Consider the following 24,495-nt stretch of genomic DNA (forward strand, 5'->3'; position numbering starts at 1 on the left):
TTACGTAGAATGCCGCCGTGGCTATGGAACACCTTCCTTCTAAACCTCCTATGACCTAGGGGTTTCGCTCTCCACACCGCGCCTGCTTCCTGCAGGCGTTTTTACATCTGCTGTAGACACGATGCTGCAGCTCGTCCGTGACGGCGACCAAAGGAGAAAATCAAGCATGAATCAGGAGCTGTTCCTGCGTCGCCGTACCAAGGTTCACGTCCCGATGGGCAATGGAGGTGCCACGCGTGCTCAAGTCGCGTCGGTTGTCCGGGAAATCGCTGCATTCCGATGCGTACTATCAGAGCCTCTGATCGAGCAAATCGGCAGGTTGTCAGCGGCAGAGCTCAAGTACTGGCTGCGCGATGTTGTCGGAGTGCTTCGACGGCAGACTGGCGCTCATGTGCACCACCGACCGTTTTATCCTGACTTTCCAGAGCAGGTTCTGACGGCCTCGGAGGCGGAGCTGTACCTTAACGCCGTCTTGCACTACCTCACGCTTTCGCGCATACCACTGACTGAAAGCTCTCGACCTGCGATGCTCGAAGGTAACTTCATCTCCCGCGTAATTGAGCCGGGAAGTGTTCAAGAATTCGAGTCACTGCTCGAGCCTCTGGTGTCATCGCGCACTTCGCTCTCTGAAGAGGAAGCGGCCGATGTTGCCTGGTTTATCCGAAACTACAAAAGCGATGTGTTCCACCTGCTGCCCGAGACCATCCCGTTCCGGGAGATCCGTGCACAGGTTGGCGGCGCACTGATCCTGCATGTCGCTGGCGACAAACGGGTAGACACATTCCTGGAGCGGAATGTCGAAACAGCGACTGACGTACTACGACTGGCTGTCGCCCTGAGCGGAGGTGACGTGTCGCTGGCAACCGCTTCGACACGTTTCAAACCGATAAAGCGCTCGATGCGCCGTCTGTTTTTGCACCTGCTCGATAAAATACCCAACGCTGCCGAAGACGTAATGCGTCATGCGGAGCGCTGGAAACGTTTGGCTGAAGTACTGCATCCGGGCGACTACGCCGATAAATATCCACATGCTTTGGCCGCCATCACGGCAGCGCGTCGAAACGAACCGCCCGCCACATTTAATTCACGCGTGGAAACATTGTTGGCCCAGCGTGACATCGCCACGCTTGTGCCAATACTGCAAAGCCGTCCTGGTGAGTTCGCACGACGGTTTGACGTGACCCTGCGCCGCTCGACAGAAGCAGACGCTGTACTCGACGCATTCGAGGCTGTCGCGGCACAAGTGTCCTCGCCTGTCCTGCTGCAGTTGCTGGCCCAGTTACGTGCACCGCGCCTCCTGCCCCTGCGGGCCTTCACACCGAAAGGTTCGTTCGCCAAAGTCTATGGAATCAAGGATCGGCGAGAGCCTCTCGCACCTGAAGTGTTGGCGCGTGCAGCCCGTATCTGCGAAAACGCGCTCGTGCAGCGTTTCGCGTCACTGCCGCCACTAGGGCGCTGTTTCATCGATCCAGCATTACGCGAATACCGGGTGCCACTGGCGCAGCGCGCTTCATCGAAGTCGCTACGCACGCTGGTCCGAGGCAGTCGATTGCCCATGCCTGACACACGTTTCATTCGTCTGTTCCTGTGGTGGAAGAACGGTCGTGCACGTACTGACATCGACTTGTCCGCCGCATTTTTCGATGCAAACTTCGTGTTCAGAGAAACGGTTGCGTACTACAACCTGAAAGGTTACGGCGGCTACCACAGCGGCGACATCGTCGATGCGCCCGACGGGGCTTCGGAGTTCATCGACCTCGACCTTGATGTTCTGGTCGAAAAGGGAATCCGCTACGTCGTCACGTCTATCAACTCATTCACCGAGCAGCCTTACTGCGATCTTCCAGAATGCTTCGCTGGCTGGATGGCCCGCGCCGACACGGCGTCGGGTGAAATATTCGAGCCGCGATCCGTGTTCGACCGCATCGATATTGCATCCGACACAGTTATTTGTTTGCCATTCGTAATGGACTTGCAGGAACGGCGCATAATTTGGGCCGACCTGGGGCTGGCCTCATCTCCACGGTGGAATAATGTCGGGAACAACCTCAGCGGGATATCACTGATGCTGCGGGCTTTGATAGATACACCACGGCCGGATCTGGAGACTCTGTTCGACTTACATGTTCGAGCGCGAGGGGAGCGAGTGGCTTCGCTGCAGCAGGCACAAGCAGTGTTTGCGCCTGATCAAGGGGTTACGCCGTTCGATACGGATTTGATTCGATCACAGTTTCTCTGATACCTGCGCCAGCTCGCCTGTGAATCTGGCGCTGCAACCCGGTCAGGCTTGAAATTAATTGCTCTAGCCAGATAACCCACCCAACAAAAAAGGCGCCTAAGCGCCTTTTTTATTCACTACGAAACAACTAGCAGGATCACTCCCACTCAATCGTCGCCGGCGGCTTGCTCGACACGTCGTAAGTGACGCGCGAAATACCTTCGATTTCATTGATGATGCGGCCGGATACGGTTTCCAGCAGTTCGTAAGGCAGGTGTGCCCAACGTGCGGTCATGAAGTCGATGGTTTCTACGGCACGCAGGGCAACAACCCAGGCGTAACGACGGCCATCGCCAACCACGCCAACCGATTTCACCGGCTGGAACACGACGAATGCCTGGCTGACCTTGTGGTACCAGTCGGCTTTGCGCAGTTCTTCGATGAAGATGTGGTCAGCGCGACGCAGCAGGTCGGCGTATTCCTTTTTCACTTCACCGAGGATACGCACGCCCAGGCCCGGGCCCGGGAACGGGTGACGGTAGACCATGTCGTACGGCAGGCCGAGTTCCAGGCCCAGACGACGGACTTCGTCCTTGAACAGTTCGCGCAGTGGCTCGACCAGTTTCAGGTTCATCTCTTCCGGCAGGCCGCCCACGTTGTGGTGCGACTTGATCACGTGGGCCTTGCCGCTTTTCGCGCCAGCCGACTCGATTACGTCCGGGTAGATGGTGCCCTGAGCGAGGTACTTGATGTTGTCCAGTTTGTTCGACTGGGCATCGAATACGTCGATGAAGGTGCGACCGATGATTTTGCGCTTCTTCTCTGGATCGGCTTCGCCGGCCAGGTTGTTCAGGAACTGCTCTTCAGCGTTGGCGCGGATCACTTTGACGCCCATGTTCTCGGCGAACATGGCCATCACTTGCTCGCCTTCGTGCAGACGCAGCAGACCGTTGTCGACGAAGACACAGGTCAGTTGGTCGCCGATGGCCTTGTGCAGCAGTGCGGCAACCACCGAGGAGTCAACGCCGCCGGACAGGCCCAGCAGCACGTTGTCGGTGCCGACTCGTGCGCGGATGTTGGCGATGGCGTCTTCAGCGATCTTCGACGGGGTCCACAGGGCTTCACAGCCGCAGATGTCGAGGACGAAGCGCGACAGAATGCGACCGCCCTGTTTGGTGTGGGTCACTTCCGGGTGGAACTGCACGCCGTAGTAGCCACGGTCGTCGTTGAACATACCGGCGATCGGGCAGCTCGGGGTGCTGGCGAGGATGTGGAAGTCTTCCGGCATTTTGGTGACTTTGTCACCGTGGCTCATCCAGACGTCGAGGCCGAACAGGCCGTCGGCGTCGATGTGGTCTTCGATGCCGTCGAGCAGGCGGCTCTTGCCGACTACGTCAACGCGGGCGTAACCGAACTCACGCAGTTCGGAACCTTCCACCTTGCCGCCCAGTTGCTCGGCCATGGTCTGCATGCCGTAGCAGATACCGAAAACCGGTACGTCCAGATCGAACACTGCCTGCGGGCAGCGCGGGCTGTCGGCGACGTGCACGGACTCGGGGCCGCCGGCGAGGATGACGCCTTTAGGAGCGAATTCGCGGATCGCATCTTCGTCCATGTCGAACGGGTGCAGTTCGCAGTACACACCGATCTCGCGCACACGGCGGGCGATCAGTTGGGTGTATTGCGAACCGAAGTCGAGGATCAGGATGCGGTGAGCGTGAATATCGAGGGCCATGATTCAGTCTCGTCTAAGTCGTTCAGAAACAGTCGTGATTCAGAAACAACTCGGGGCTGAATCAAACAGCCCCGGTTGCTTACTTTATTGCTTGAAGGCTCAACCTACGCGGTAGTTTGGCGCTTCTTTGGTGATCTGCACGTCGTGAACGTGGGATTCGGCCATGCCGGCGCCGGTGATCCGCACGAACTCAGGCTTGGTGCGCATTTCTTCGATGTTGGCGCTACCGGTGTAGCCCATCGAGGAACGCAGACCGCCCATCAACTGGTGAATGATCGCGCTCAGGGTGCCTTTGTAAGGCACACGGCCTTCGATGCCTTCCGGAACGAGTTTCTCGGCGCCTGCCGAAGAGTCCTGGAAGTAACGGTCGGAAGAACCTTGTGCCTGGGACATGGCGCCCAGCGAACCCATGCCGCGATACGCCTTGTACGAACGGCCCTGGAACAGTTCGATCTCGCCCGGTGCTTCTTCAGTACCGGCGAACATCGAACCCATCATCACGCAGGAAGCACCGGCTACGATGGCCTTGGACAGGTCACCGGAGAAACGGATGCCGCCGTCGGCGATCAACGGTACGCCAGTGCCTTCAAGGGCAGCAGCAACGTTGGCGATGGCACTGATTTGCGGGACGCCGACACCGGCGACGATACGAGTGGTGCAGATCGAGCCAGGGCCGATACCGACCTTGACTGCGTCGGCGCCAGCTTCGGCCAGAGCCTTGGCAGCGGCGCCGGTGGCGATGTTGCCGCCGATCACCTGCACTTCAGGGAAATTCTCTTTGACCCAGCGAACGCGGTCGATCACGCCTTTGGAGTGACCGTGTGCGGTGTCGACTACCACCACGTCAACGCCAGCAGCGACCAGCGCAGCTACGCGGTCACCGGTGTCTTTACCGGTACCGACAGCAGCGCCAACGCGCAGACGACCTTGATCGTCCTTGCTGGCCAGCGGGTAGGCTTTGGCTTTTTCGATATCGTTGACGGTCATCATGCCTTTGAGGGCGAATTTGTCGTCAACGATCAGCACGCGCTCGATGCGGTGCTTGTGCAGCAGTTCGCGTGCTTCGTCCTTGCTCGCGCCTTCCTTGATCGTGACCAGACGCTCTTTGGGCGTCATCACTTCACGGACAGTCGCTTCCAGACGGCTTTCGAAACGCACGTCACGGGAAGTGACGATGCCGACCAGGTCGCCATCGTGCAGAACCGGAACGCCGGAAATGTTGTGCATGCGGGTCAATTCGAACAGGTCACGTACCGTGGCATCAGCCTCGATGGTGATCGGATCCTTGACGACGCCGGCTTCGAACTTCTTGACCTTGCGCACTTCGGCAGCTTGCTGCTCGATGGTCATGTTCTTGTGGATAATGCCGATGCCACCTTCCTGAGCCATGGCGATTGCCAGACGGGCTTCAGTAACGGTGTCCATGGCGGCAGAAACCAGAGGAATGTTCAGCTCGATGCCACGGGTAAGGCGGGTCTTGAGACTGACTTCGTTAGGAAGTACCTCGGAATAACCGGGCACTAGGAGAATGTCGTCGAATGTCAGAGCTTCTTGGCTGATACGCAGCATCGCGGGGGCTCCCGAGCGGGAAAATGGAAGCGCGCCATTATAGTCAGACACCCCCTGCTGTTCAATGTAAAACTCAGCTTAATATCAATGTTGCTGATGTACGGGAATCCCCGCCGTTACAGCTCCACCTTGACCCAAGAGACAGGTTGATCGAGCCAATCGGCGAACTCATCGATAAAACTTTGCTTGAAGCCCGCTTCCAGCCAGTTGTTGAAGATGAAACCGAGGTTGGAAAACGCACATTCCTGCAAAAACAGAAAACCGTTGATGTCGTCTTCGTGACCGCATTCCGGGCAGGTGAAGTTGTCGGTGCGGCCTGGGAACCATTCTTCAAGGCTTTCGAACAGCGCTTCGCCGATCTCGCGACGACACTCGGCACAACCGGCCTCTTCGAGAAAGCCCTTGGCCGGCGTGTAGATGCAGCGCTTGGTGACGATCTCCAAGCCGTTGATCGGCTCACCGAACGGCAAAGCCTGCGGGTGCAGGACCACGGCACGCGCGCCATCGGCAATCGCGTAAGCCATGCGGTTGCCGGTGCGGCCACAGGTACTCAGCTCTTCCTTGATGATGTTCTTGCGCACCAGCCAGCGCACGATCGCCCGGGCCCGGGGTTCGTGGACCGGCAGGGTGGATATTTTCGGGACGATGATGCTTTGCGAATTCATGGAAAGTCCTGCGGTATGGCTTCTGACGCCTTCGCGAGCAGGCTCGCTCCCACATTGGAATTCAGTTCTCTGTGGGAGCGAGCCTGCTCGCGAAGAGGCCCTAAAGGCCGGCAGCTTAATCCCTGACGAAATCCGGTCAAGTGCTGAGATAGCGCCCGATCAACGCAATCCCGCTCGCCAGCACCAGCCACGTTACCAGCCGTACAAATGCCTCGCGCGACAACGTCATGGTCAACCGCCGCCCGATCCACAACCCCAGCGCCATGGCCGGCAACAGACACAGCGCCAACATCAACAAGGGTAGCTCGGCATACACACCGGCGATGGCAAACAGGCTCAAACGCACCACCGTACTGCAACTGATCAGCGCACTTTGCGTGGCCCTGGCGGCCTCTTTCGGCAAGCGGCTGTTGAGATAAATCGCATATAAAAAGCCGCCACTGCCGAACAGAGCCCCGAACAATCCACCGACAGTCCCCATCGGCACGGCCCACGCGGCCGACAATTGCGCCGGCCGCGCTTTCACCCACAGGCTGTAAACCGCGTAAGCGCTGATAAACAGCCCCATCAACAACAGCAACAGATCGGATTTGAGGTTGAGCAGGAAAATCACCCCCAATGTGCAACCCACCGCCATGCACGGCAGCAGCCGTAACAATTCCGGTTTGGCCACATCCCGCCGCGACGGCAGCAGATTGCCGAACGCTGCGACAAAGTCCAGCAGCACCAGTAACGGCACGATTTTCGACAACGGCATGAACACAATCAGAATCGGCCCGGCCACCAGCGCCGTGCCAAATCCGGCAATGCCGAAAACGATATAGGCCAGGGCGATCCCCAGTCCAATCACCGCCCAGCCGCCGGCGCCCCATGTCCACTCACTCAACAACTCCGCCACGCTCATCGATTCGCTTCCTTAATAAGCCTGCAATGACTTTAGCCAGCGCCGAGTGTTGCGACTAATATCTTCAAAGCCACCAATCCATCTCAAAAAGGCATTGCTCGTGCTTTCGACTCGTCAATTGCGCTACTTCGTGGAAATCGCCGAATGTGGAAGTTTCAGTGCAGCGGCCGAGCGCCTGTTTATCGCGCAATCGGCGCTGAGCCGGCAGATCAAGGACATGGAAGCACGCCTGCAAACCTCATTGTTCGAACGCACCGCACGCCAGCCCAGACTTACCGCAGCAGGCGAAGCGTTTCTGCCACGGGCTAGAAATCTGCTTAACGAGCTGAGCAAGGCCAGCGCCATGGCCACCGAAGTCGGCAATGGCCAACTTGGCACATTGCGCCTCAGCCACTCCAGCACCGTGTCGATCAGCGGCCGTTTGCTCAGTGACATCGGCGCTTATCTGCAGCAGCAACCCGGTGTGTCGCTGGACATCGGCCAGTTGTCTTCCGAAGCGCAACTGGAAGAATTGGCCGAAGGACGCCTCGATATCGGCCTGCTGCGCCTGCCAATTTTGCGCCAGCGCGAAGGCATTAAGATTGTGCCGCTGTTTACTGAACGGTTGCTGCTGGCGGTACCGATGAATCATCGCTTGGCCGACGCTGAGCGTGTCGATCTGGCACAACTGAAGGACGAAGCGTTTATCTCGATCCCGCATCCGCAACGCGGCGGTTTGAGTTATCTGTGTGCAGATCTGTGCATGCGTCAGGGCTTTTTCCCGCAAGCGGCGCGAGTAATGTCGCGCAAAACGACACAGTTACAATTGATTCAAGCCGGCTTCGGCATCGCCCTGCTGCCGGAATCGATGCAGGACATCGCCCCGCCCGGCGTGCGTTTTGTACCGCTGGCCGACCCCGATTGCCAAAGCACCGTCGCCCTCGCCTATCGCAAGAACCCCACTCCACTGATCCAACACTTCCTTCAGACTTTTACAAATCCCTTGTAGGAGTGAGCCTGCTCGCGATAGCGGTTGAACATTCAACCTATTCTGCGACTGACACTCCGCTATCGCGAGCAGGCTCACTCCTACAGGAGATCGATGGTGATTGGCAGCCAAATGCCTTTAAACTGCGCCCCATGATTAAAGATCCCTTTGCAAGACTTGGCCTGGACCGTGAAGTCCTGACCGTCAGCCAGCTCAACGGCCGCGCGCGGGTGTTGCTTGAAGACGTGTTCAGCAACATCTGGGTCGAAGGCGAAATCTCCAACCTCGCCCGTCCGGCGTCCGGGCACATCTATTTCACCCTCAAGGACAGCGGCGCGCAGGTGCGTTGCGCATTGTTCCGGCAGAACGCCGCGCGGGTGCGTCAGGCGTTGAAGGATGGCCTGGCGGTGAAGGTGCGCGGCAAGGTTTCGCTGTTCGAAGGCCGTGGCGACTATCAACTGATTCTCGACACCGTTGAGCCTGCCGGTGACGGCGCGCTGCGTCTGGCTTTCGATGCGCTGAAAGAGAAACTCAACGCCGAAGGCCTGTTCAGCGCCGAACGCAAAGTACCGCTGCCAGCGCATCCGCAGCGCATCGGCATCATCAGTTCGCCAACCGGCGCAGTGATTCGCGACATTATCAGCGTGTTCCGCCGCCGTGCGCCGCAGGTGCAACTGACGTTGATTCCGACAGCCGTGCAGGGCCGCGAAGCCACCGCGCAAATCGTCCGCGCGCTGAAAATGGCCGATGCGCGTGGTTTCGACGCACTGATCCTCGCCCGTGGCGGCGGTTCGCTGGAAGACCTCTGGTGCTTCAACGAAGAAGCCGTGGCCCGCGCCGTTGATGCCTGTGTGACACCGATTGTCAGCGCTGTCGGCCATGAAACCGATGTATCGATCAGCGACTTTGTCGCCGACGTCCGCGCCCCCACACCTTCCGCCGCCGCTGAATTGCTCGCCCCGGATTCCAGTCATTTGATCCGTCAGGTCGAAAGCCTGCATCGCCGCTTGGTGATGCGCATGCGCGACCGTTTGATGCGTGATCGCCTGCGCCTGGAAGGCATGGCCCGTCGCCTGCGCCATCCCGGTGAACGTCTGCGCCAACAGGCACAGCGTCTGGATGATCTGGACATGCGCATGCGCCGAGCGTTCGAGCGTCACCTCAATACTCGCCGCGAACGCTTGATCCGCCTCGAAACCCGCCTCGCCGGGCAACATCCGGGACGGCAACTGGCGATGCTGCGTCAGCGTCTCGACAGCCTCGCCGAACGCCTGCCCCGCGCCATGCGCGAAGGTCTGAAAAACCGTCGCCTGCAATTGCACAGCCAGATGCAGACACTGCATGTGGTCAGCCCGTTGGCAACGCTCGGCCGTGGTTACAGCATTCTGCTCGATGAGCGCGGCCATGCGATCCGCAACGCCGCGCAGACCCACACTGGCCAGCGCCTGAAGGCCAAACTCGGCGAAGGCGAACTGCAAGTGCGCGTCGAAGACAATCATCTGACGCCTGTCACCCTCTCTTTACTGGACTGATCCATGCCGCGTTTTCTCGCTCCATTGTTTCTTCTGTGTCTGACCTTTAATGCCCACGCCGACAGTTACATCACCCGACTGCTGAACAAACCGGTGCCGGGCGGCGTCGCGGTGGTTGATCTGGGCGCGGCCGCACAGGCGCCGAAAGCCACGTACCAAGGCAAACCAGTGCTGGTGGTCAAAGAGCAGAACAACTGGCTGGCGATTGTCGGTGTGCCGCTGACGGTGAAGCCTGGCGCGCAGCAGATCAGCAGTGGCGGGCGCAACCTGCCGTTCACCGTGGGCAACAAGAAATACCCGGAACAGCGCATCACTCTGAAGAACAAGCAACAGGTCAATCCGGATCAGTCGAACCTCAAGCGCATCGAGGGCGAACTGGCCGAGCAGATCAAGGCTTACCGCAGCTTCAGCCCGAACACGCCGAGCAATCTGCTGCTGGACAAACCGGTCAACGGGCCGCTGTCGAGCAAATTTGGTGTGCGTCGCTTCTTTAACGGTGAAGAGCGCAATCCGCATGCGGGCCTCGACTTTGCAGTGCCGGCAGGCACGCCGATCAAGACTCCGGCGGCAGGCAAAGTGATTCTCACCGGTAATTACTTCTTTAATGGCAACACAGTGTTTGTCGACCATGGGCAGGGCTTTATCAGCATGTTCTGCCATATGTCGAAGATTGATGTGAAGGTCGGCGATCAATTGGCGCGTGGCGCAGTGGTCGGCAAGGTTGGCATGACCGGCCGCGCGACCGGCCCGCACATGCACTGGAATGTCAGCCTGAATGATGCGCGGGTGGATCCGGCGATTTTCATTGGTGCGTTTCAGCCTTAAGACAGTCGATGAGCTGATGGCCCCTTCGCGAGCAAGCTCGCTCCCACAGGGATTTGTGTTGTGAACACAATCCAATGTGGGAGCGAGCTTGCTCGCGAAGGCGGCCTATACAACACAGCAATACTCCATGAATTCCTAAAAACCTCAATTGCGCCCCAATCAAACCTCGCGCAAATATCACAACGATCAGCGATCTCCAGCGCAATAAAATCCCGCAAAAACCCGCTTTCCGAGTATTCCTCTCAATTTTTTTCGACTGCTTGCCATCCTCTCCCCTCGCGGTTAGGGTTGAAGGCATGAAAACCTCTCACACCCTCATTCAGCTTCGCCAGCACCGCAGCCTGTGCCTCGTCAGTGCACGACTGCCAGGCTGAATCGCGGCACCTCGTCCCACGCTTTTCCAAGAACATTCGTTCCACCGGCAGGCCGCCTCTTTTCGGCCCAGACAATAAGGAATTTCCCGATGAGCATGCTCAAAGATCCGTCTTCGAAATACCGCGCGTTTCCCGTCATCAACCTGCCGGATCGCACCTGGCCATCGAAAACCATCGACACCGCGCCGATCTGGTGCAGCTCCGACCTGCGTGACGGCAACCAGTCGCTGATCGAGCCGATGGATGCGGTGAAGAAGCTGCGCTTCTGGAAAACCCTGGTGCAAGTCGGCGTGAAGGAAATCGAAGCGTCATTCCCGGCCGCTTCGCAAACCGACTTCGACTTCGTGCGTACCCTGATCGAAGAAGGCCACATCCCGGACGACACCACCATTCAGGTGCTGACCCAGGGCCGTGAAGACTTGATCGAGCGCACTTTCGAATCCCTGCGCGGGGCGAAGAAAGCCATCGTTCACCTGTACAACGCCACTTCGCCTTCTTTCCGTCGCATTGTCTTCAACCAGGACAAGGACGGCATCAAGGCCATCGCCGTCAACGCGGCCAAGCTGTTCGTCAAATACGCGGCGATGCAGCCGGACACTGAGTGGACCTTCGAATACTCGCCGGAAACCTTCAGCGCCACTGAGCTGGAATTCGCCAAGGAAGTCTGTGACGCGGTGATCGAGGTGTGGAACCCGACGCCTGAGCACAAGATGATCCTCAACCTGCCGGCTACCGTTGAGTGCGCGACCCCGAACATCTACGCCGACCAGATCGAGTGGTTCGGTCGCAACATCAACCGTCGTGACAGCGTGATCATCAGCCTGCACACCCACAACGACCGTGGCACTGGCGTCGCGGCCACCGAGTTGGGCCTGATGGCCGGCGCCGATCGCGTCGAAGGCTGCCTCTTCGGCAACGGCGAGCGTACCGGCAACGTCGACCTCGTCACCGTCGCGCTGAACATGTACACCCAGGGTCTTGACCCGCAGCTGGACTTCTCCGACATCGACGGCGTGCGCAAAGTGGTCGAGGAGTGCAACCAGATTCAGGTTCACCCACGTCACCCGTACGTTGGCGACTTGGTGCACACCGCGTTCTCCGGCTCGCACCAGGATGCGATCCGCAAAGGTTTCTCCCAGCAGAAACCCGATGCACTGTGGGAAGTACCGTACTTGCCGATCGACCCGGCCGACATTGGCCGCAGCTACGAGGCGGTGATTCGCGTCAACAGCCAGTCGGGCAAGGGCGGTATCGCTTACTTGCTGGAGCAGGAATACGGCATCAGCCTGCCACGTCGCATGCAGATCGAATTCAGCCAGGTCGTGCAGCGTGAAACCGATCGTCTGGGCCTGGAGATGACCGCCAAGCAGATCCACTCGCTGTTGATCAGCGAATACCTGCAAGCCAACACCCCGTACGCGCTGGTCAGTCATCGCCTGCAGGAAGAAAACGGCAACAGCAATGTTGAAGTGGAAGTGGCGAGCAAGGGTCAGGGCGAAACCAATCTGCACTGGCGCGGCAAGGGCAACGGTGCGCTGGAAGCACTGGTCGCCGGCCTGCCAGTTCCGGTGGAGATCATGGACTACAACGAACACGCGATCGGTGCCGGTACCAACGCCAAAGCGGCGGCTTACATCGAACTGCGTGTGAACGGCGAACGTGCGGTGCACGGCGTGGGCATCGATGAAAACATCACCACGGCCAGCTTCAAGGCTCTGTTCAGCGCGCTGAACCGCTCGCTGAGCCAGCCTGAGGCGAAAGCGGCGTAAGCCTTCGCTGAAATGCAAAAGGCCCCGGCGTGCGAACTCCGGGGCCTTTTTTTGCCTGCGATCGTTCCCACGCTCTGCGTGGGAATGCCTCAAGGGACGCTCTGCGTCCAGTGACGCGGAGCGTCACGGGCTGCATTCCCACGCAGAGCGTGGGAACGATCAGTTACAGGCGCTGCGAGTATCAGGTGAACTCGAAGGTGTCGGCGTCCAGATTCGCCGGGAAGCGCTCGCGATACGCCGCGAGCGGAGCCGCTTCCAGCACAGCCTTGAACACACCATCAGCCTCCCCCGCCGCCAGCAAGGTTTCGCCCTGGAAATCCAGCACTTGGCTGTCGCCGGTATAGGCAAAGCCCTTGCCATCGGTGCCGACGCGGTTCACCGCCGCCACATAACAAAGGTTTTCGATCGCTCGCGCTGGCAACAGGCGATTCCAGTGCAGACGTCGCGCGCCTGGCCAATTGGCGGTGTACAGCAACAGATCGGTGTCTTGCGCATCGCGGCTCCACACCGGGAAACGCAGGTCGTAACAAATCAGCGGCCGAATCCGCCAGCCCTTGAGTTCGAACTGCACCTGACGTTCGCCGGGGGTGTAGTGGTTATGCTCACCCGCCATGCGAAACAGATGGCGCTTGTCGTAGTGCAACACTTCGCCGTCCGGTCGCGCCCACAGCAGGCGATTGCGATGGCTGCCGTCAGCGGCCTGGATGATCACGCTGCCGGTAATCACCGCGTTGAGCTTCGCAGCCTGTGCCCGCAGCCATTTGCTGGTCGGGCCATTCTCGGCTTCGGCGAGGGTTTCCGACTCCATGGAGAATCCGGTGGTGAACATTTCCGGCAGGATGATCAGATCCGAGCCGCGCGCCTGCTCCAGCAACACCTCGAAATGCTCGAAGTTGGCCTGACGGTCGTGCCAGGCCAGGCTGGTCTGGATCAGCGCCAGGTTGAGATCGGGTAACGCACTCAGATCACGCATAGTTTTGCCGCCGCTTCACGCAGCGTCTCCTCGCGTTTGGCAAAGCACAGGCGCACCAGGCGCTGGCCTTCAGGTGGGTTCTGGTAGAACACCGACACCGGAATACTCGCCACGCCGTGTTCGCGGGTCATCCACATGGCCATCTCGACGTCATTCAGGTCAGGACGGATCTGTGAGTAATCGACCAGTTGGAAATAGGTGCCGGTGACACGCTTGAAGGTGAAGCGCGACGGCGTCAACAGATCACAGAACAGGTCGCGCTTGGCCTGATAGAAACCCGGCAACTCTTCGACGTGTTCCGGGTGCTCGGCCATGAAATCGGCCAGGGCATATTGCAGCGGAGTAACGCCGCAGAAACTGACGTACTGGTGCACTTTGCGCAGTTCGGCCGTCAACGCTGGCGGCGCGACGACGTAGCCGGTCTTCCAGCCGGTGACGTGATAGGTCTTGCCGAACGAGCTGACCACGAACGCGCGCTGATACAGCTCTTCATGGGCGAGCACGCTGACGTGGGGCACGCCGTCGAACACCAGGTGTTCGTAGACTTCGTCGCTGATCAGGTAGATGTCGCGATCGCGGATCAGCGCGGCCAGTTGATCCAGCTCGGCACGGCTGATCAAGGCGCCACTCGGGTTGTGCGGGGTATTGATCACGATCATTTTCGTGCGCGGACTCAGGGCCGCGGCGAGCTGGTCGAAATCGATGGAGAAATCGTCCGGCTTCAACTGCACATGCACGCAACGACCGCCCGCCAACTCAGTCGCCGGCTCATAGCTGTCGTAGCACGGATCGAACACGATGACTTCGTCGCCGCTGTGGATAACCGCCTGAATCGCACAGAAGATCGCCTGGGTCGCACCCGGCGTCACGGTCACTTCGCTGTCGGCATTCACTTGTACGCCATAGCTGCGAGCGATTTTCGCCGCAATCTGCTGACGCAGCGCCGGCAACCCGGTCATTGGCGAATATTGGTTATGACCATTGGCGATGTGCCGACCGACTGCATCGCGCAGTGATTGCGGGCCGTCGAAATCCGGAAAACCCTGGGACAGGTTGATCGCGCCGGTTTGCGCGGCGAGCTGAGACATCTGCGTGAAAATAGTGATGCCGACATTCGGCAGCTTACTGGTGATCATCGGGGGTTCCCTGCTCAACACCCGGCTCTGACGACGGCGCGGGAGAGCCCGAGGATAGCCCATCCGACAGCCATAAAAAAAGGGCGCCGGATGGCACCCCTCTCTCATATTGATCGTTCCCACGCTCTGCGTGGGAATGCAGCCTTGGACGCTCTGCGTCCACCGCTTATGTGACGCAGAGCGTCACGGGATACATTCCCACGCGGAGCATGGGAACGATCAGCGACCCGCGACCTTATTTCTTGTCGCGGCGCTTTTTGTCGGCTTTTTTGCTGTGCGACATCATCCGACGCTTCCTGTTGACCTGGCGGTCGGTCAGGGTGTTTTTGTTGCCTTCATACGGGTTCTCGCCGCCCTTGAACTCGATGCGGATCGGCGTACCGACCAGCTTCAGCACACGACGGTAAGTGTTCTCCAGATAGCGCACATACGACTTCGGCACTTTCTCGATCTGGTTACCGTGGATCACGATGATCGGCGGGTTGGCGCCACCCAAGTGGGCGTAGCGCAGCTTGATCCGGCGGTTGTTGACCATCGGCGGCGCGTGTTCGCCAACCGCGTCTTCCAGAATCTGGGTCAGACGGTTGGTCGGCCAGCGGGTGACCGCCGACTTGAACGAGTTCTGTACGGAAGCATAGAGGTTACCCACGCCAGTGCCGTGCAGGGCCGAGATGAAGTGGATGTCGGCGTAATCAACGAAGAACAGACGACGCTGCAGCTCGACCTTGACGAAGTCGCGCTCGCTCGGCGTCATGCCGTCCCACTTGTTGATCGCGATCACCAGCGCACGACCCGACTCGATGGCAAAACCGAGCAGGTTGAGGTCGTGATCGACCACACCTTCACGGGCGTCCATCACGAAGATCACCACGTTGGCATCTTTGATCGCTTGCAGGGTTTTGACCACGGAGAATTTTTCGACTTCTTCGTGGATCTTGCCGCGCTTGCGCACACCGGCGGTGTCGATCAGCGTGTACTTCTCTTCATTCCGTTCGAACGGGATGTAGATACTGTCGCGCGTGGTACCTGGCTGGTCATAGACGATTACCCGGTCTTCACCGAGCATGCGGTTGACCAGGGTCGACTTGCCGACGTTCGGCCGACCGATGATGGCGATCTTGATCCCGTCTTTTTCACTCGGGCCAGGAATGCGCTTGGCTTCCTCGCCTTCGGCAACGATCTCTTCTTCGCCGTCTTCCGGCTCTTCTTCGTCTTTAGGGAAATCACCCAGGGCGATTTCCAGCATCTGGGTGATGCCACGGCCGTGTGCACCAGCGATCGGGATCGCGTGCCCCATGCCCAACGGAGCGAATTCAGCGCGGGCCATTTCCGGATCGATGTTGTCGACCTTGTTGGCAACCACGTAGGAGCGCTTGTTACGTTTGCGCAGGTGTTCGGCGATCATCTGGTCGGCGGCGGTAAAACCGGCCTTGGCATCTACCAGGAACAGCACAACATCTGCTTCTTCAATGGCCAGCAGCGACTGCTCGGCCATTTTTTCGTCCATACCGTGCTCGTCACCGGAGATACCACCGGTGTCGACCAGAATGTAGGAACGCCCTTGCCACTTGGCCTCACCGTACTGGCGATCACGGGTCAGACCGGACAAGTCGCCGACGATGGCGTCGCGAGTCCTGGTCAGGCGGTTGAACAAGGTGGACTTGCCGACGTTCGGTCGGCCCACCAGGGCGATTACGGGAACCATGCGGCTCTCCACTTCGTTATTTCAGAAAATACAAAAGCCGCTGCGAGGCAGCGGCTGGTGCTCGGGGCAACACTGTGGAAGTGAACAGGTCCACTTCCACAAGTGAAGCTGCCTGGGGTGTTATCCCCAAGCATAGTTGTTACTTGATGGTCAGGGCTTCCAGTTTGCCGCTGTTGCCATACACATAAATCGTGTCACCCACCACCAGCGGACGGGCACGCAGGCCGTCGCTGTCGATGCGCTCACGGCCGACGAAACGGCCGTCAACCTGACTCAGCAGGTGCAGATAACCTTCCAGGTCACCCACTGCAACGTAGCTGGAGAACACTTCCGGAGCCGACAGTTGACGGCGAGCCAGCGAATCGTTGCTCCACAATGCTGTGGTGGAACGTTCGTCGACGCCTTCAACCGTGCCCGAGGACAGGCTCACGTAAACGCTGCCGAAACCCTGAGCAATACCGGCGTAGCTCGACGCGTCGCGCTGCCAGAGTTGACGACCGCTTTCCAGATCCAGTGCCGCCACGCGCCCCTGATAGCTGGCAACGTACAGCGTGCCACCGGACAGCAGCAGACCGCCGTCGATATCGACCACGCGCTCCAGTTCCGAACGACCTTGTGGAATCGCGATCCGTTGTTCCCAGACCGGCACGCCGTTGGAAATATCCAGCGCGACCACTTTACCGGTCGACAGGCCAGCCACCGCAAGGCGGTTGGTGACCAGCGGGGCACTGGTGCCACGCAGGGTCAATACAGCCGGAGTGCTGTCATATACCCAGCGCTGAGTACCGGTCGATGCATCCAGACCGATCAGACGATCGTCCTGAGTCTGCACGACCACCACGTCGCCATTGTTGGCCGGCGGCGCGAGGACTTCGCTGTTGACGCGAGCGCGCCACTTCTCTTCACCGTTGCTGGTGTCGAGAGCAACGACTTCACCGCGCAGGGTGCCGATCAGAACCAGACCGTAACCCACGCCAACGGCGCCGGAGACAGGCAAATCAAGATCCTGCTTCCACTTCACATCGCCATTGCCACGATCCATGGCCATCACCACGCCGGTCACATCGGCGGCGTAGATGGTGTCACCGTCGATCGCCGGCACCAGCATGTTGTAGGTTTCGCCCTGACCGTCACCGATCGAACGACTCCACTGCTTGTGCAGAACCACTTCTTCTTTGAAGTCGGTCAGTTCGGCCGGTGGCAATTCTTTTTTGCTGTTGCTGCTGCAACCCGCGGCCAGAAGGGCCAGAGCCAGCAATGCTGCATGCTTCCAACGGATCACGTCACGCATCCCCTTTGGCCAGGTCGTCGAGCTTGATTTGAAGGCCACCGACCGCCGCTTCATCCGACAGTGCCGCCTTGGCTTTTTGATACGCCTTGTTCGCGTCATCGGTACGGCCCAGCTGCACCAGCAGGTCGCCCTTGAGTTCTTCGCGAGTGGCCAGGAACGCTTTGTCGGCATCACCGTCGAGCAGTTTCAGGCCGTCTTCAGCCTTGTTCTGCGCGCCGAGTACCTGCGCCAGACGCTGACGGGCGATTTCGCCCAGCGCCGGGTTGGCCGGTTTGTCGACAATGGCTTTCAGCTCGGTCGCAGCGTCATCCAGCTTGCCGCTGTCGACCGCCACTTTGGCGACGAACAGGCTGCCGTACTGCGCGTAGGCAGAACCGCCGAACTCGCTGTTGAGCTTGCCGGCCAGATCTGCAACGCGCGCAGCATCAGGCTTGCCGTCAGGCGTCAGCGTGGTTTCCAGCAGTTGCTGATAGAGCACCGAGGCGCCTTGCGACTGGTTGCTCTGGTATTTGTGATAAGCCTGCCAGCCGAACACGATGACCAGCGCCAACAGGCCGCCGGTGACCAGAGGTTTGCCGTTGCGTGTCCACCAGTCCTTCAAATCCGCCAACTGTTCGTCTTCGGTACTCGACACCCCAATACTCCTTAATCGCTAAATCGGCTGTTTGGACAGCTTCAACCCTGCACGACGCAGGTGGCCAGGTGAGCGGCGAGCGCATCCCAGGCAATGCTTTGTTGTTCGCCCTGGCCACGCAGGGGTTTGAAACCTACCACTTGCTGGGCCATTTCGTCGTCACCGAGGATCAATGCGTACAGCGCACCGCTCTTGTCGGCCTTCTTGAACTGGCTTTTGAAGCTGCCGGCGCCGGCATTGACTTGCAGACGCAGGTTTGGAAGTTGATCACGAACACGTTCAGCCAGAGCCAGACCAGCCAGCTCGGCCTCTTCACCGAAGGCGCAGAGGTAGACGTCGACCTGACGGGAGATTTCTTCCGGGATCTGCTCCAGCGTTTCGAGCATCAACACCAGACGCTCGATGCCCATGGCGAAACCGACGCCGGTGGTTGGCTTGCCACCCATCTGCTCGACCAGACCGTCGTAACGACCGCCCGCGCAAACCGTGCCCTGGGCGCCGAGCTTGTCGGTGACCCATTCGAAAACGGTTTTGCTGTAGTAATCGAGGCCGCGCACCAGTTTCGGGTTGAGCACGTAAGGAATGCCGACGGCATCCAGACGCGATTTCAAGCCTTCGAAGTGTGCACGGGACTCGTCATCGAGGTAGTCGGCCATTTTCGGCGCATCGACCAGCACCGCTTGAGTGTCGGCATTTTTCGTGTCGAGCACGCGCAGCGGGTTGGTTTTCAGGCGACGCTGGCTGTCTTCGTCGAGTTTGTCGTGGTGCGCCGAGAGGTACTCGACCAGCGCTTCACGATAACGCCCACGGGACTCGCTGGTGCCGAGGCTGTTGAGTTCGAGCTTGACCGCATCACGGATGCCCAGCTCGCCCCACAGGCGCCAGGTCATGATGATCAGCTCGGCGTCGATGTCCGGACCGTCGAGGTTGAACACTTCCAGACCGATCTGGTGGAACTGACGATAACGGCCTTTCTGCGGGCGCTCGTGGCGGAACATCGGGCCGATGTACCAGAGTTTCTGCACCTGGCCACCGCCGGTGATGCCGTGTTCGAGTACGGCACGCACGCACGCCGCAGTGCCTTCCGGACGCAGGGTCAGGGAGTCGCCGTTGCGGTCTTCGAAGGTGTACATCTCTTTTTCGACGATGTCAGTCACTTCACCGATCGAGCGCTTGAACAGCTCGGTGAACTCGACGATCGGCATGCGGATCTGCTTATAACCGTAGTTATCCAGCAGACGCGCAACGGTGCCCTCGAAATAACGCCACAGCGGGGTCTGTTCGGGCAGGATGTCGTTCATGCCACGAATGGCTTGCAGAGACTTGCTCACTTTAAATCCTTAAATTCGTTCGGCGCTTCAGTCAGGCTCAGCCGCGCGCGATAACCGCAGCGTCAGCTTCGACCTTTTCGGCCGCTTTCTGGCGGATCAGCCTTTCGAGCTCGTCCACCAGATTGTCATTCGTCAGTTTCTGCGCCGGCTTGCCGTCGATGTAAATCAGGTTTGGCGTGCCGCCGGTCAAGCCGATATGGGCTTCCTTGGCTTCGCCGGGGCCGTTGACCACACAACCGATCACCGCGACATCCAGCGGCACCAGCAGGTCTTCAAGGCGCCCTTCCAGCTCGTTCATGGTTTTCACTACATCGAAGTTCTGCCGCGAGCAGCTCGGGCAGGCGATGAAGTTGATACCACGGGAACGCAGATGCAAAGACTTGAGAATGTCGTAACCGACCTTCACTTCCTCGACCGGATCGGCCGCCAGCGAGATGCGGATAGTATCGCCAATCCCTTCGGCGAGCAGCATACCTAGGCCCACGGCGGATTTCACTGTGCCCGAACGCAATCCACCGGCTTCGGTGATGCCCAGGTGCAGCGGCTGGACGATTTCTTTCGCCAGCAAGCGATAGGCTTCGACGGCCATGAACACGTCGGAGGCCTTCACGCTGACCTTGAAGTCCTGAAAATTCAGGCGTTCGAGGTGTTCAACGTGACGCAAAGCAGACTCGACCAGCGCGGCTGGGGTCGGCTCGCCATATTTCTTTTGCAGGTCTTTTTCCAGCGAGCCGGCATTGACGCCGATGCGGATCGGAATGCCGCGATCACGCGCAGCATCAACGACCGCACGAACACGATCTTCGCGACCGATGTTGCCCGGGTTGATACGCAGGCAGTCCACACCCAGCTCAGCGACGCGCAATGCGATCTTGTAGTCGAAGTGGATGTCGGCAACCAATGGCACCTTGACCAGTTGCTTGATCTTGCCGAACGCCTCGGCGGCGTCCATGTCAGGCACCGAAACGCGGACGATGTCGACGCCAGCGGCTTCCAGACGATTGATCTGCGCAACAGTGGCGGCAACGTCATTGGTGTCGCTGTTGGTCATGCTCTGCACCGCGATCGGCGCATCGCCGCCCACCGGTACGTTGCCGACCCAGATCTTGCGCGAAACGCGACGTTTGATTGGAGATTCGCCGTGCATGACTTATTGACCCAACTTCAGGCGAGCAGTCTCGCCACTGGTGAACGGAGCGATATCGACCGGTTGGCCGTTGTAGCTGACCTGTGCAGCACGGGCAACGCCCAGACGCACGTTAAGCGGCGGCTTGCCGGAAACGCTGACGCTGTCGCCTTTATGTTTCAGACCACTGAAAATCACTTTGCCACGGCCATCGGTAACCTGTGCCCAGCAATCGGCGCTGAACTGCAGTTGCACCTGACCTTCGCCAGCCACTGGAACGGCAGCTTCTGCGGTAGGCGCCGGTGCAGCAGGAACAACCGGAGCGGTAACGGTCGGCGCTGGCGTAGCAGGAACGCCTGGCGCCGGAGTGGCCGGATTGGCGACAACCGGGGCCGGCGTATGAACCAGGGCGGTCGGCGTTACAGCCGGAGCAGCCGGTGCAGTTGGAGCGGTTGCCGGGGAGGCCGCTTCGGCGCCGGTCGATTCAGCGGTCGTTTCAGACTGCGGCAATGCCAATGCAGTCGAACTGTCAGTCTGATTTTCCTCGACGGCCTGATCCTCCGGCTCATCGATCGGGTGAATCTGGGTGGTGCCGTCAGCCCCTTCGACTTCAACGTGCTCAGGCGCCAGAGAAGCCAGATCCTTGGTACGCAGCGACGTCTGATCCTGCCACCAGACGAAACCGCCGCCGATGACCGCAATCAGCAACAGCAGGCTGACAATACGCAAAATGGTGTGGGAAACCCGCACCGGCTCTTCGATACGGCCGAGGGCGTGAACATTGCTGCCCTGGGAATCGGTGCCGGTGGATTGGTCGAACTGCTGGACCAGAACGGTCTGATCCATGCCGAGCAATTTGGCATACGCGCGAATGTAGCCGCGAGCGAAAGTATGCCCCGGCAGCTTGTCGAAAGCGCCGGCTTCAAGATTGCTCAGGGAAGTCACGGTGAGGTTGAGCTTGAGGGCCACTTCGGCCAGCGACCAGCCATTGCTTTCGCGGGCCTGGCGCAGGGTCTCACCGGGGTTAACGCGATTCGCTGCTACAACTTCGGGATGCGCCGCTTTCATCATTGCTCCGACAGGTATTGCTGATATTCCGGCGTACCGGGATAGAGTCGTTTTAATTGCAGGCCATAACTGGCGGCCTTGTCGCGATCTTCAAACACTTTTGCCAGCCGAACGCCGAGCAATAGACTACGTGCATTTTGTTCGGTCAGCAGGCTGAAACGGTCGTAATAGTCACGTGCGGGCACATAATGCCTGTCTTCGAAGGACAACTCAGCCATTTCCAGCAATGCGCGCGGTTGTTGACGATTCAAACGCAGTGCCTTTTCCAGCTGCTGCTGCGCCAGATCACGCTGACCGAGCTTCGCGGCGGTCATGCCGAGGTTTTCGAACACACGCGAACGCTCAGGATACAGGGTATCGGCGGCGGCCTGTTCAAAACGCTCGTAGGCTTCTTTATAACGCTGTTGTTCGTAGAGAAAACTGCCGTAGTTGTTGAGGATGCGCGCATCGGCGGGACGGGAGGACAAAGCCTTGCGGAAGTGCTCGTCGGCCAGCTCAGGCTCCATTTCGGACTGAAACACCAAGCCGAGGGCCGCGTTGGCATCAGGATCGGAACCGTCGATGTCCAGCGCCTTCTTCAGCGGTACCTTGGCCCGCTCGGTCATGCCTTGCTGCAAGTATCCCAGCCCCAGCTGCACGTAGGCAGCCCGCGCTTCATCGCGGCCCTTGCTGGTCTTCATCGGGTTGTAGTCACCCGACAGGACACAACCAGCACACAGACTGGCCAACAGCAACAGCAGCGCAAAGCGCAGGGACATAGAGATCCTCTCTTAGTTAGTGTTCGCGGCGTTCTGTGCCAGATCGCTGTCGGCGCTCAACTCGCGCACGGCGATGTAACGTTCGCTGCGACGGGTGCGATCCAGCACCTGCCCTACCAATTGACCACATGCAGCGTCGATGTCTTCACCACGGGTGGTGCGGACAGTGACGTTGAAACCGGCCTGATGCAACTGATCCTGGAAACGACGGATCGCGTTGTTGCTCGGACGCTCGTACCCGGAATGCGGGAACGGGTTGAACGGAATCAGGTTGATCTTGCACGGAATGTTCTTCAGCAGCTCGATCATCTCGACGGCGTGTTCAACCTTGTCGTTGATGTCTTTGAGCAAGGTGTACTCGATGGTCAGCACGCGTTTTTCGCCCAGGGACGACATGTAGCGCTGGCACGACTCGAGCAGCATCTTAAGCGGATACTTCTTGTTGATCGGCACCAATTGGTTACGCAATGCGTCATTCGGTGCGTGCAGCGACAACGCCAGGGACACGTCGATGTGCTTGGCCAGCTCATCGATCATCGGCACCACACCCGACGTGGACAGGGTCACGCGGCGCTTGGAGATCCCGTAGCCGAGGTCATCCATCATCAGATGCATGGCGGCGACGACGTTGTCGAAGTTCAGCAGCGGCTCACCCATGCCCATCATCACCACGTTGGTGATGGCACGGTCGACGGTTGCCGGGACGCTGCCGAAAGATTTGTTGGCAATCCACACCTGGCCGATGACTTCGGCGGCGGTGAGGTTGCTATTGAAGCCTTGCTTGCCGGTGGAGCAGAAACTGCAATCCAGGGCACAGCCTGCCTGGGACGAAACGCACAGAGTGCCGCGTTTGCCCTGGGGAATGTATACGGTCTCGACGCAGCTGCCGGACGCCACGCGCACCACCCACTTACGGGTGCCGTCGCTGGAGATGTCCTCGCTGACCACTTCCGGACCACGGACTTCAGCAATAACCTTGAGCTTGTCGCGCAAGGCCTTGCTGACGTTCGTCATGGCGTCGAAATCATCGACGCCAAAGTGGTGAATCCATTTCATTACCTGACCGGCACGGAAACGCTTCTCCCCGATTGAGTCGAAGAATTTTTCCATTTCCTGTTGAGTCAGACCCAGCAGGTTGGTTTTTACAGTCGATGTAGTCATGGATTCACCTTCACTCTTAAGCCAATGCTTAGCGAGTGGTTACTTCAGTAGCTGCGAAGAAGTACGAGATTTCACGAGCAGCTGCGGCTTCGGAGTCCGAACCGTGAACAGCGTTGGCGTCGATGGAATCAGCGAAGTCAGCGCGGATGGTGCCGGCAGCAGCTTCTTTAGGGTTGGTAGCGCCCATCAGCTCACGGTTCAGAGCGATAGCGTTTTCGCCTTCCAGAACCTGAACAACAACAGGACCGGAGATCATGAAAGCAACCAGGTCGCCGAAGAAACCACGAGCGCTGTGCTCAGCGTAGAAGCCTTCAGCTTCAGCTTTGGACAGTTGCTTCAGTTTCGAAGCTACAACGCGCAGGCCGGCTTTTTCGAAACGGGTGGTGATTTCGCCGATGACGTTTTTTGCAACAGCGTCAGGCTTGATGATGGAGAAAGTGCGTTGAACAGCCATGGTGTAACTCCAGAAACGGTAATTTGCGAAAAATTAAACCCGCGAATTATACGCGGGTTCTTGGGTATTGCCTAACCTGCGAGACGATCAGTCCAATTCTTTGGCCCAGAGCTCCTGAACCGCTTCCAGCACCTTCTCGCCGACACGGCCAGAAGTACTATCGAATTCAGGCAGATCCAGGATCATCTGCTGCAGACGAACAAAACCTACAGAGTACGGATCGACGCCGGCATGGGCCTCGGCCAATTCTTCTGCAATACGTTGAACATCATTCCAACCGTAGCTCATGACAGTCTTACC

General features: G+C 59.0%; 21 protein-coding genes. 5 read left to right on the forward strand and 16 right to left on the reverse strand.

The features are described from left to right. Positions 1-166 precede the first annotated feature (166 nt). Complete coding sequence (locus tag L8H52_RS08430) at positions 167-2,239, forward strand: TerD family protein (RefSeq protein WP_242206749.1); 2,073 nt, start codon at positions 167-169, stop codon at positions 2,237-2,239. 136 nt (positions 2,240-2,375) lie between these two features. On the opposite strand, the gene guaA is transcribed toward L8H52_RS08430, so the two are convergent. From guaA to L8H52_RS08450, 4 genes are all read right to left on the reverse strand, one after another. Then, positions 2,376-3,953, reverse strand: coding sequence for a glutamine-hydrolyzing GMP synthase (gene guaA / locus L8H52_RS08435; RefSeq protein ID WP_242206750.1), 1,578 nt, complete (start codon positions 3,951-3,953; stop codon positions 2,376-2,378). Between the two features lie 99 nt (positions 3,954-4,052). Further along, positions 4,053-5,522 (reverse strand): IMP dehydrogenase, encoded by a 1,470-nt coding sequence (gene guaB, locus L8H52_RS08440; protein ID WP_242206751.1) that lies wholly within the window; start codon positions 5,520-5,522, stop codon positions 4,053-4,055. Positions 5,523-5,638: 116 nt separating this feature from the next. After that, a complete protein-coding gene (locus L8H52_RS08445) occupies positions 5,639-6,187 on the reverse strand; it encodes a sugar ABC transporter ATPase (protein ID WP_242206752.1) in 549 nt (182 codons plus the stop codon). Between the two features lie 136 nt (positions 6,188-6,323). Beyond that, a complete protein-coding gene (locus tag L8H52_RS08450) occupies positions 6,324-7,091 on the reverse strand; it encodes a sulfite exporter TauE/SafE family protein (RefSeq protein ID WP_242206753.1) in 768 nt (255 codons plus the stop codon). Positions 7,092-7,191: 100 nt separating this feature from the next. On the opposite strand from L8H52_RS08450, the gene L8H52_RS08455 reads away from it, so the two are divergent. The 4 genes from L8H52_RS08455 (at position 7,192) to leuA (ending at position 12,558) form a co-directional block, all read left to right on the forward strand. Then, positions 7,192-8,079, forward strand: coding sequence for a LysR family transcriptional regulator (locus L8H52_RS08455; protein ID WP_242206754.1), 888 nt, complete (start codon positions 7,192-7,194; stop codon positions 8,077-8,079). Positions 8,080-8,210: 131 nt separating this feature from the next. After that, the gene (gene xseA, locus L8H52_RS08460) at positions 8,211-9,590 is read left to right on the forward strand and encodes an exodeoxyribonuclease VII large subunit (protein ID WP_242206755.1); all 1,380 of its coding nucleotides are present in this window, start codon (positions 8,211-8,213) and stop codon (positions 9,588-9,590) included. 3 nt (positions 9,591-9,593) lie between these two features. Continuing rightward, positions 9,594-10,415 carry a M23 family metallopeptidase gene (locus L8H52_RS08465; RefSeq protein ID WP_127929658.1) on the forward strand — a complete coding sequence of 274 codons (822 nt, stop codon included), beginning with the start codon at positions 9,594-9,596 and terminating at the stop codon, positions 10,413-10,415. Positions 10,416-10,878: 463 nt separating this feature from the next. Beyond that, positions 10,879-12,558 (forward strand): 2-isopropylmalate synthase, encoded by a 1,680-nt coding sequence (gene leuA / locus L8H52_RS08470; RefSeq protein ID WP_008082522.1) that lies wholly within the window; start codon positions 10,879-10,881, stop codon positions 12,556-12,558. A 181-nt stretch (positions 12,559-12,739) separates the two neighbouring features. On the opposite strand, the gene L8H52_RS08475 is transcribed toward leuA, so the two are convergent. From L8H52_RS08475 to iscX, 12 genes are all read right to left on the reverse strand, one after another. Beyond that, positions 12,740-13,531 (reverse strand): amidohydrolase, encoded by a 792-nt coding sequence (locus L8H52_RS08475; RefSeq protein WP_242206756.1) that lies wholly within the window; start codon positions 13,529-13,531, stop codon positions 12,740-12,742. Further along, positions 13,519-14,667, reverse strand: a complete 1,149-nt coding sequence (locus L8H52_RS08480) for a pyridoxal phosphate-dependent aminotransferase (RefSeq protein WP_242206757.1) — start codon at positions 14,665-14,667, stop codon at positions 13,519-13,521. Before L8H52_RS08480 ends, L8H52_RS08475 begins: the two co-directional genes overlap by 13 nt. A 235-nt stretch (positions 14,668-14,902) precedes the next feature. Continuing rightward, positions 14,903-16,372, reverse strand: a complete 1,470-nt coding sequence (gene der, locus L8H52_RS08485; protein WP_008084638.1) for a ribosome biogenesis GTPase Der — start codon at positions 16,370-16,372, stop codon at positions 14,903-14,905. 139 nt (positions 16,373-16,511) lie between these two features. Continuing rightward, the gene (gene bamB, locus L8H52_RS08490; RefSeq protein WP_034156262.1) at positions 16,512-17,663 is read right to left on the reverse strand and encodes an outer membrane protein assembly factor BamB; all 1,152 of its coding nucleotides are present in this window, start codon (positions 17,661-17,663) and stop codon (positions 16,512-16,514) included. Then, positions 17,656-18,297, reverse strand: a complete 642-nt coding sequence (locus tag L8H52_RS08495; RefSeq protein WP_007916865.1) for a tetratricopeptide repeat protein — start codon at positions 18,295-18,297, stop codon at positions 17,656-17,658. The genes bamB and L8H52_RS08495 overlap by 8 nt, the downstream gene beginning before the upstream one ends. Positions 18,298-18,338: 41 nt before the next feature. Then, entirely contained in the window at positions 18,339-19,628 is a 1,290-nt protein-coding gene (hisS, locus tag L8H52_RS08500; protein WP_122589955.1) for a histidine--tRNA ligase, read from the reverse strand. Positions 19,629-19,665: 37 nt separating this feature from the next. Further along, positions 19,666-20,775, reverse strand: a complete 1,110-nt coding sequence (gene ispG, locus L8H52_RS08505; protein ID WP_008084646.1) for a flavodoxin-dependent (E)-4-hydroxy-3-methylbut-2-enyl-diphosphate synthase — start codon at positions 20,773-20,775, stop codon at positions 19,666-19,668. Positions 20,776-20,778: 3 nt separating this feature from the next. Then, on the reverse strand, positions 20,779-21,822 hold the full coding sequence (locus L8H52_RS08510; RefSeq protein WP_242206758.1) for a RodZ family helix-turn-helix domain-containing protein: 1,044 nt from the start codon (positions 21,820-21,822) through the stop codon (positions 20,779-20,781). Next, positions 21,822-22,580, reverse strand: a complete 759-nt coding sequence (gene pilW / locus L8H52_RS08515; RefSeq protein ID WP_242206759.1) for a type IV pilus biogenesis/stability protein PilW — start codon at positions 22,578-22,580, stop codon at positions 21,822-21,824. The genes L8H52_RS08510 and pilW overlap by 1 nt, the downstream gene beginning before the upstream one ends. Positions 22,581-22,592: 12 nt before the next feature. Then, entirely contained in the window at positions 22,593-23,741 is a 1,149-nt protein-coding gene (rlmN, locus tag L8H52_RS08520; protein WP_038362965.1) for a 23S rRNA (adenine(2503)-C(2))-methyltransferase RlmN, read from the reverse strand. 28 nt (positions 23,742-23,769) lie between these two features. Then, the gene (gene ndk / locus L8H52_RS08525) at positions 23,770-24,195 is read right to left on the reverse strand and encodes a nucleoside-diphosphate kinase (protein WP_007916882.1); all 426 of its coding nucleotides are present in this window, start codon (positions 24,193-24,195) and stop codon (positions 23,770-23,772) included. Between the two features lie 87 nt (positions 24,196-24,282). Continuing rightward, the gene (iscX, locus tag L8H52_RS08530) at positions 24,283-24,483 is read right to left on the reverse strand and encodes a Fe-S cluster assembly protein IscX (RefSeq protein ID WP_150604298.1); all 201 of its coding nucleotides are present in this window, start codon (positions 24,481-24,483) and stop codon (positions 24,283-24,285) included. Positions 24,484-24,495: the final 12 nt, after the last annotated feature.

Origin of the sequence: Pseudomonas sp. CROZ-RG-20F-R04-15, from assembly GCF_022662375.1 — a bacterium.
Lineage (GTDB): Bacteria > Pseudomonadota > Gammaproteobacteria > Pseudomonadales > Pseudomonadaceae > Aquipseudomonas.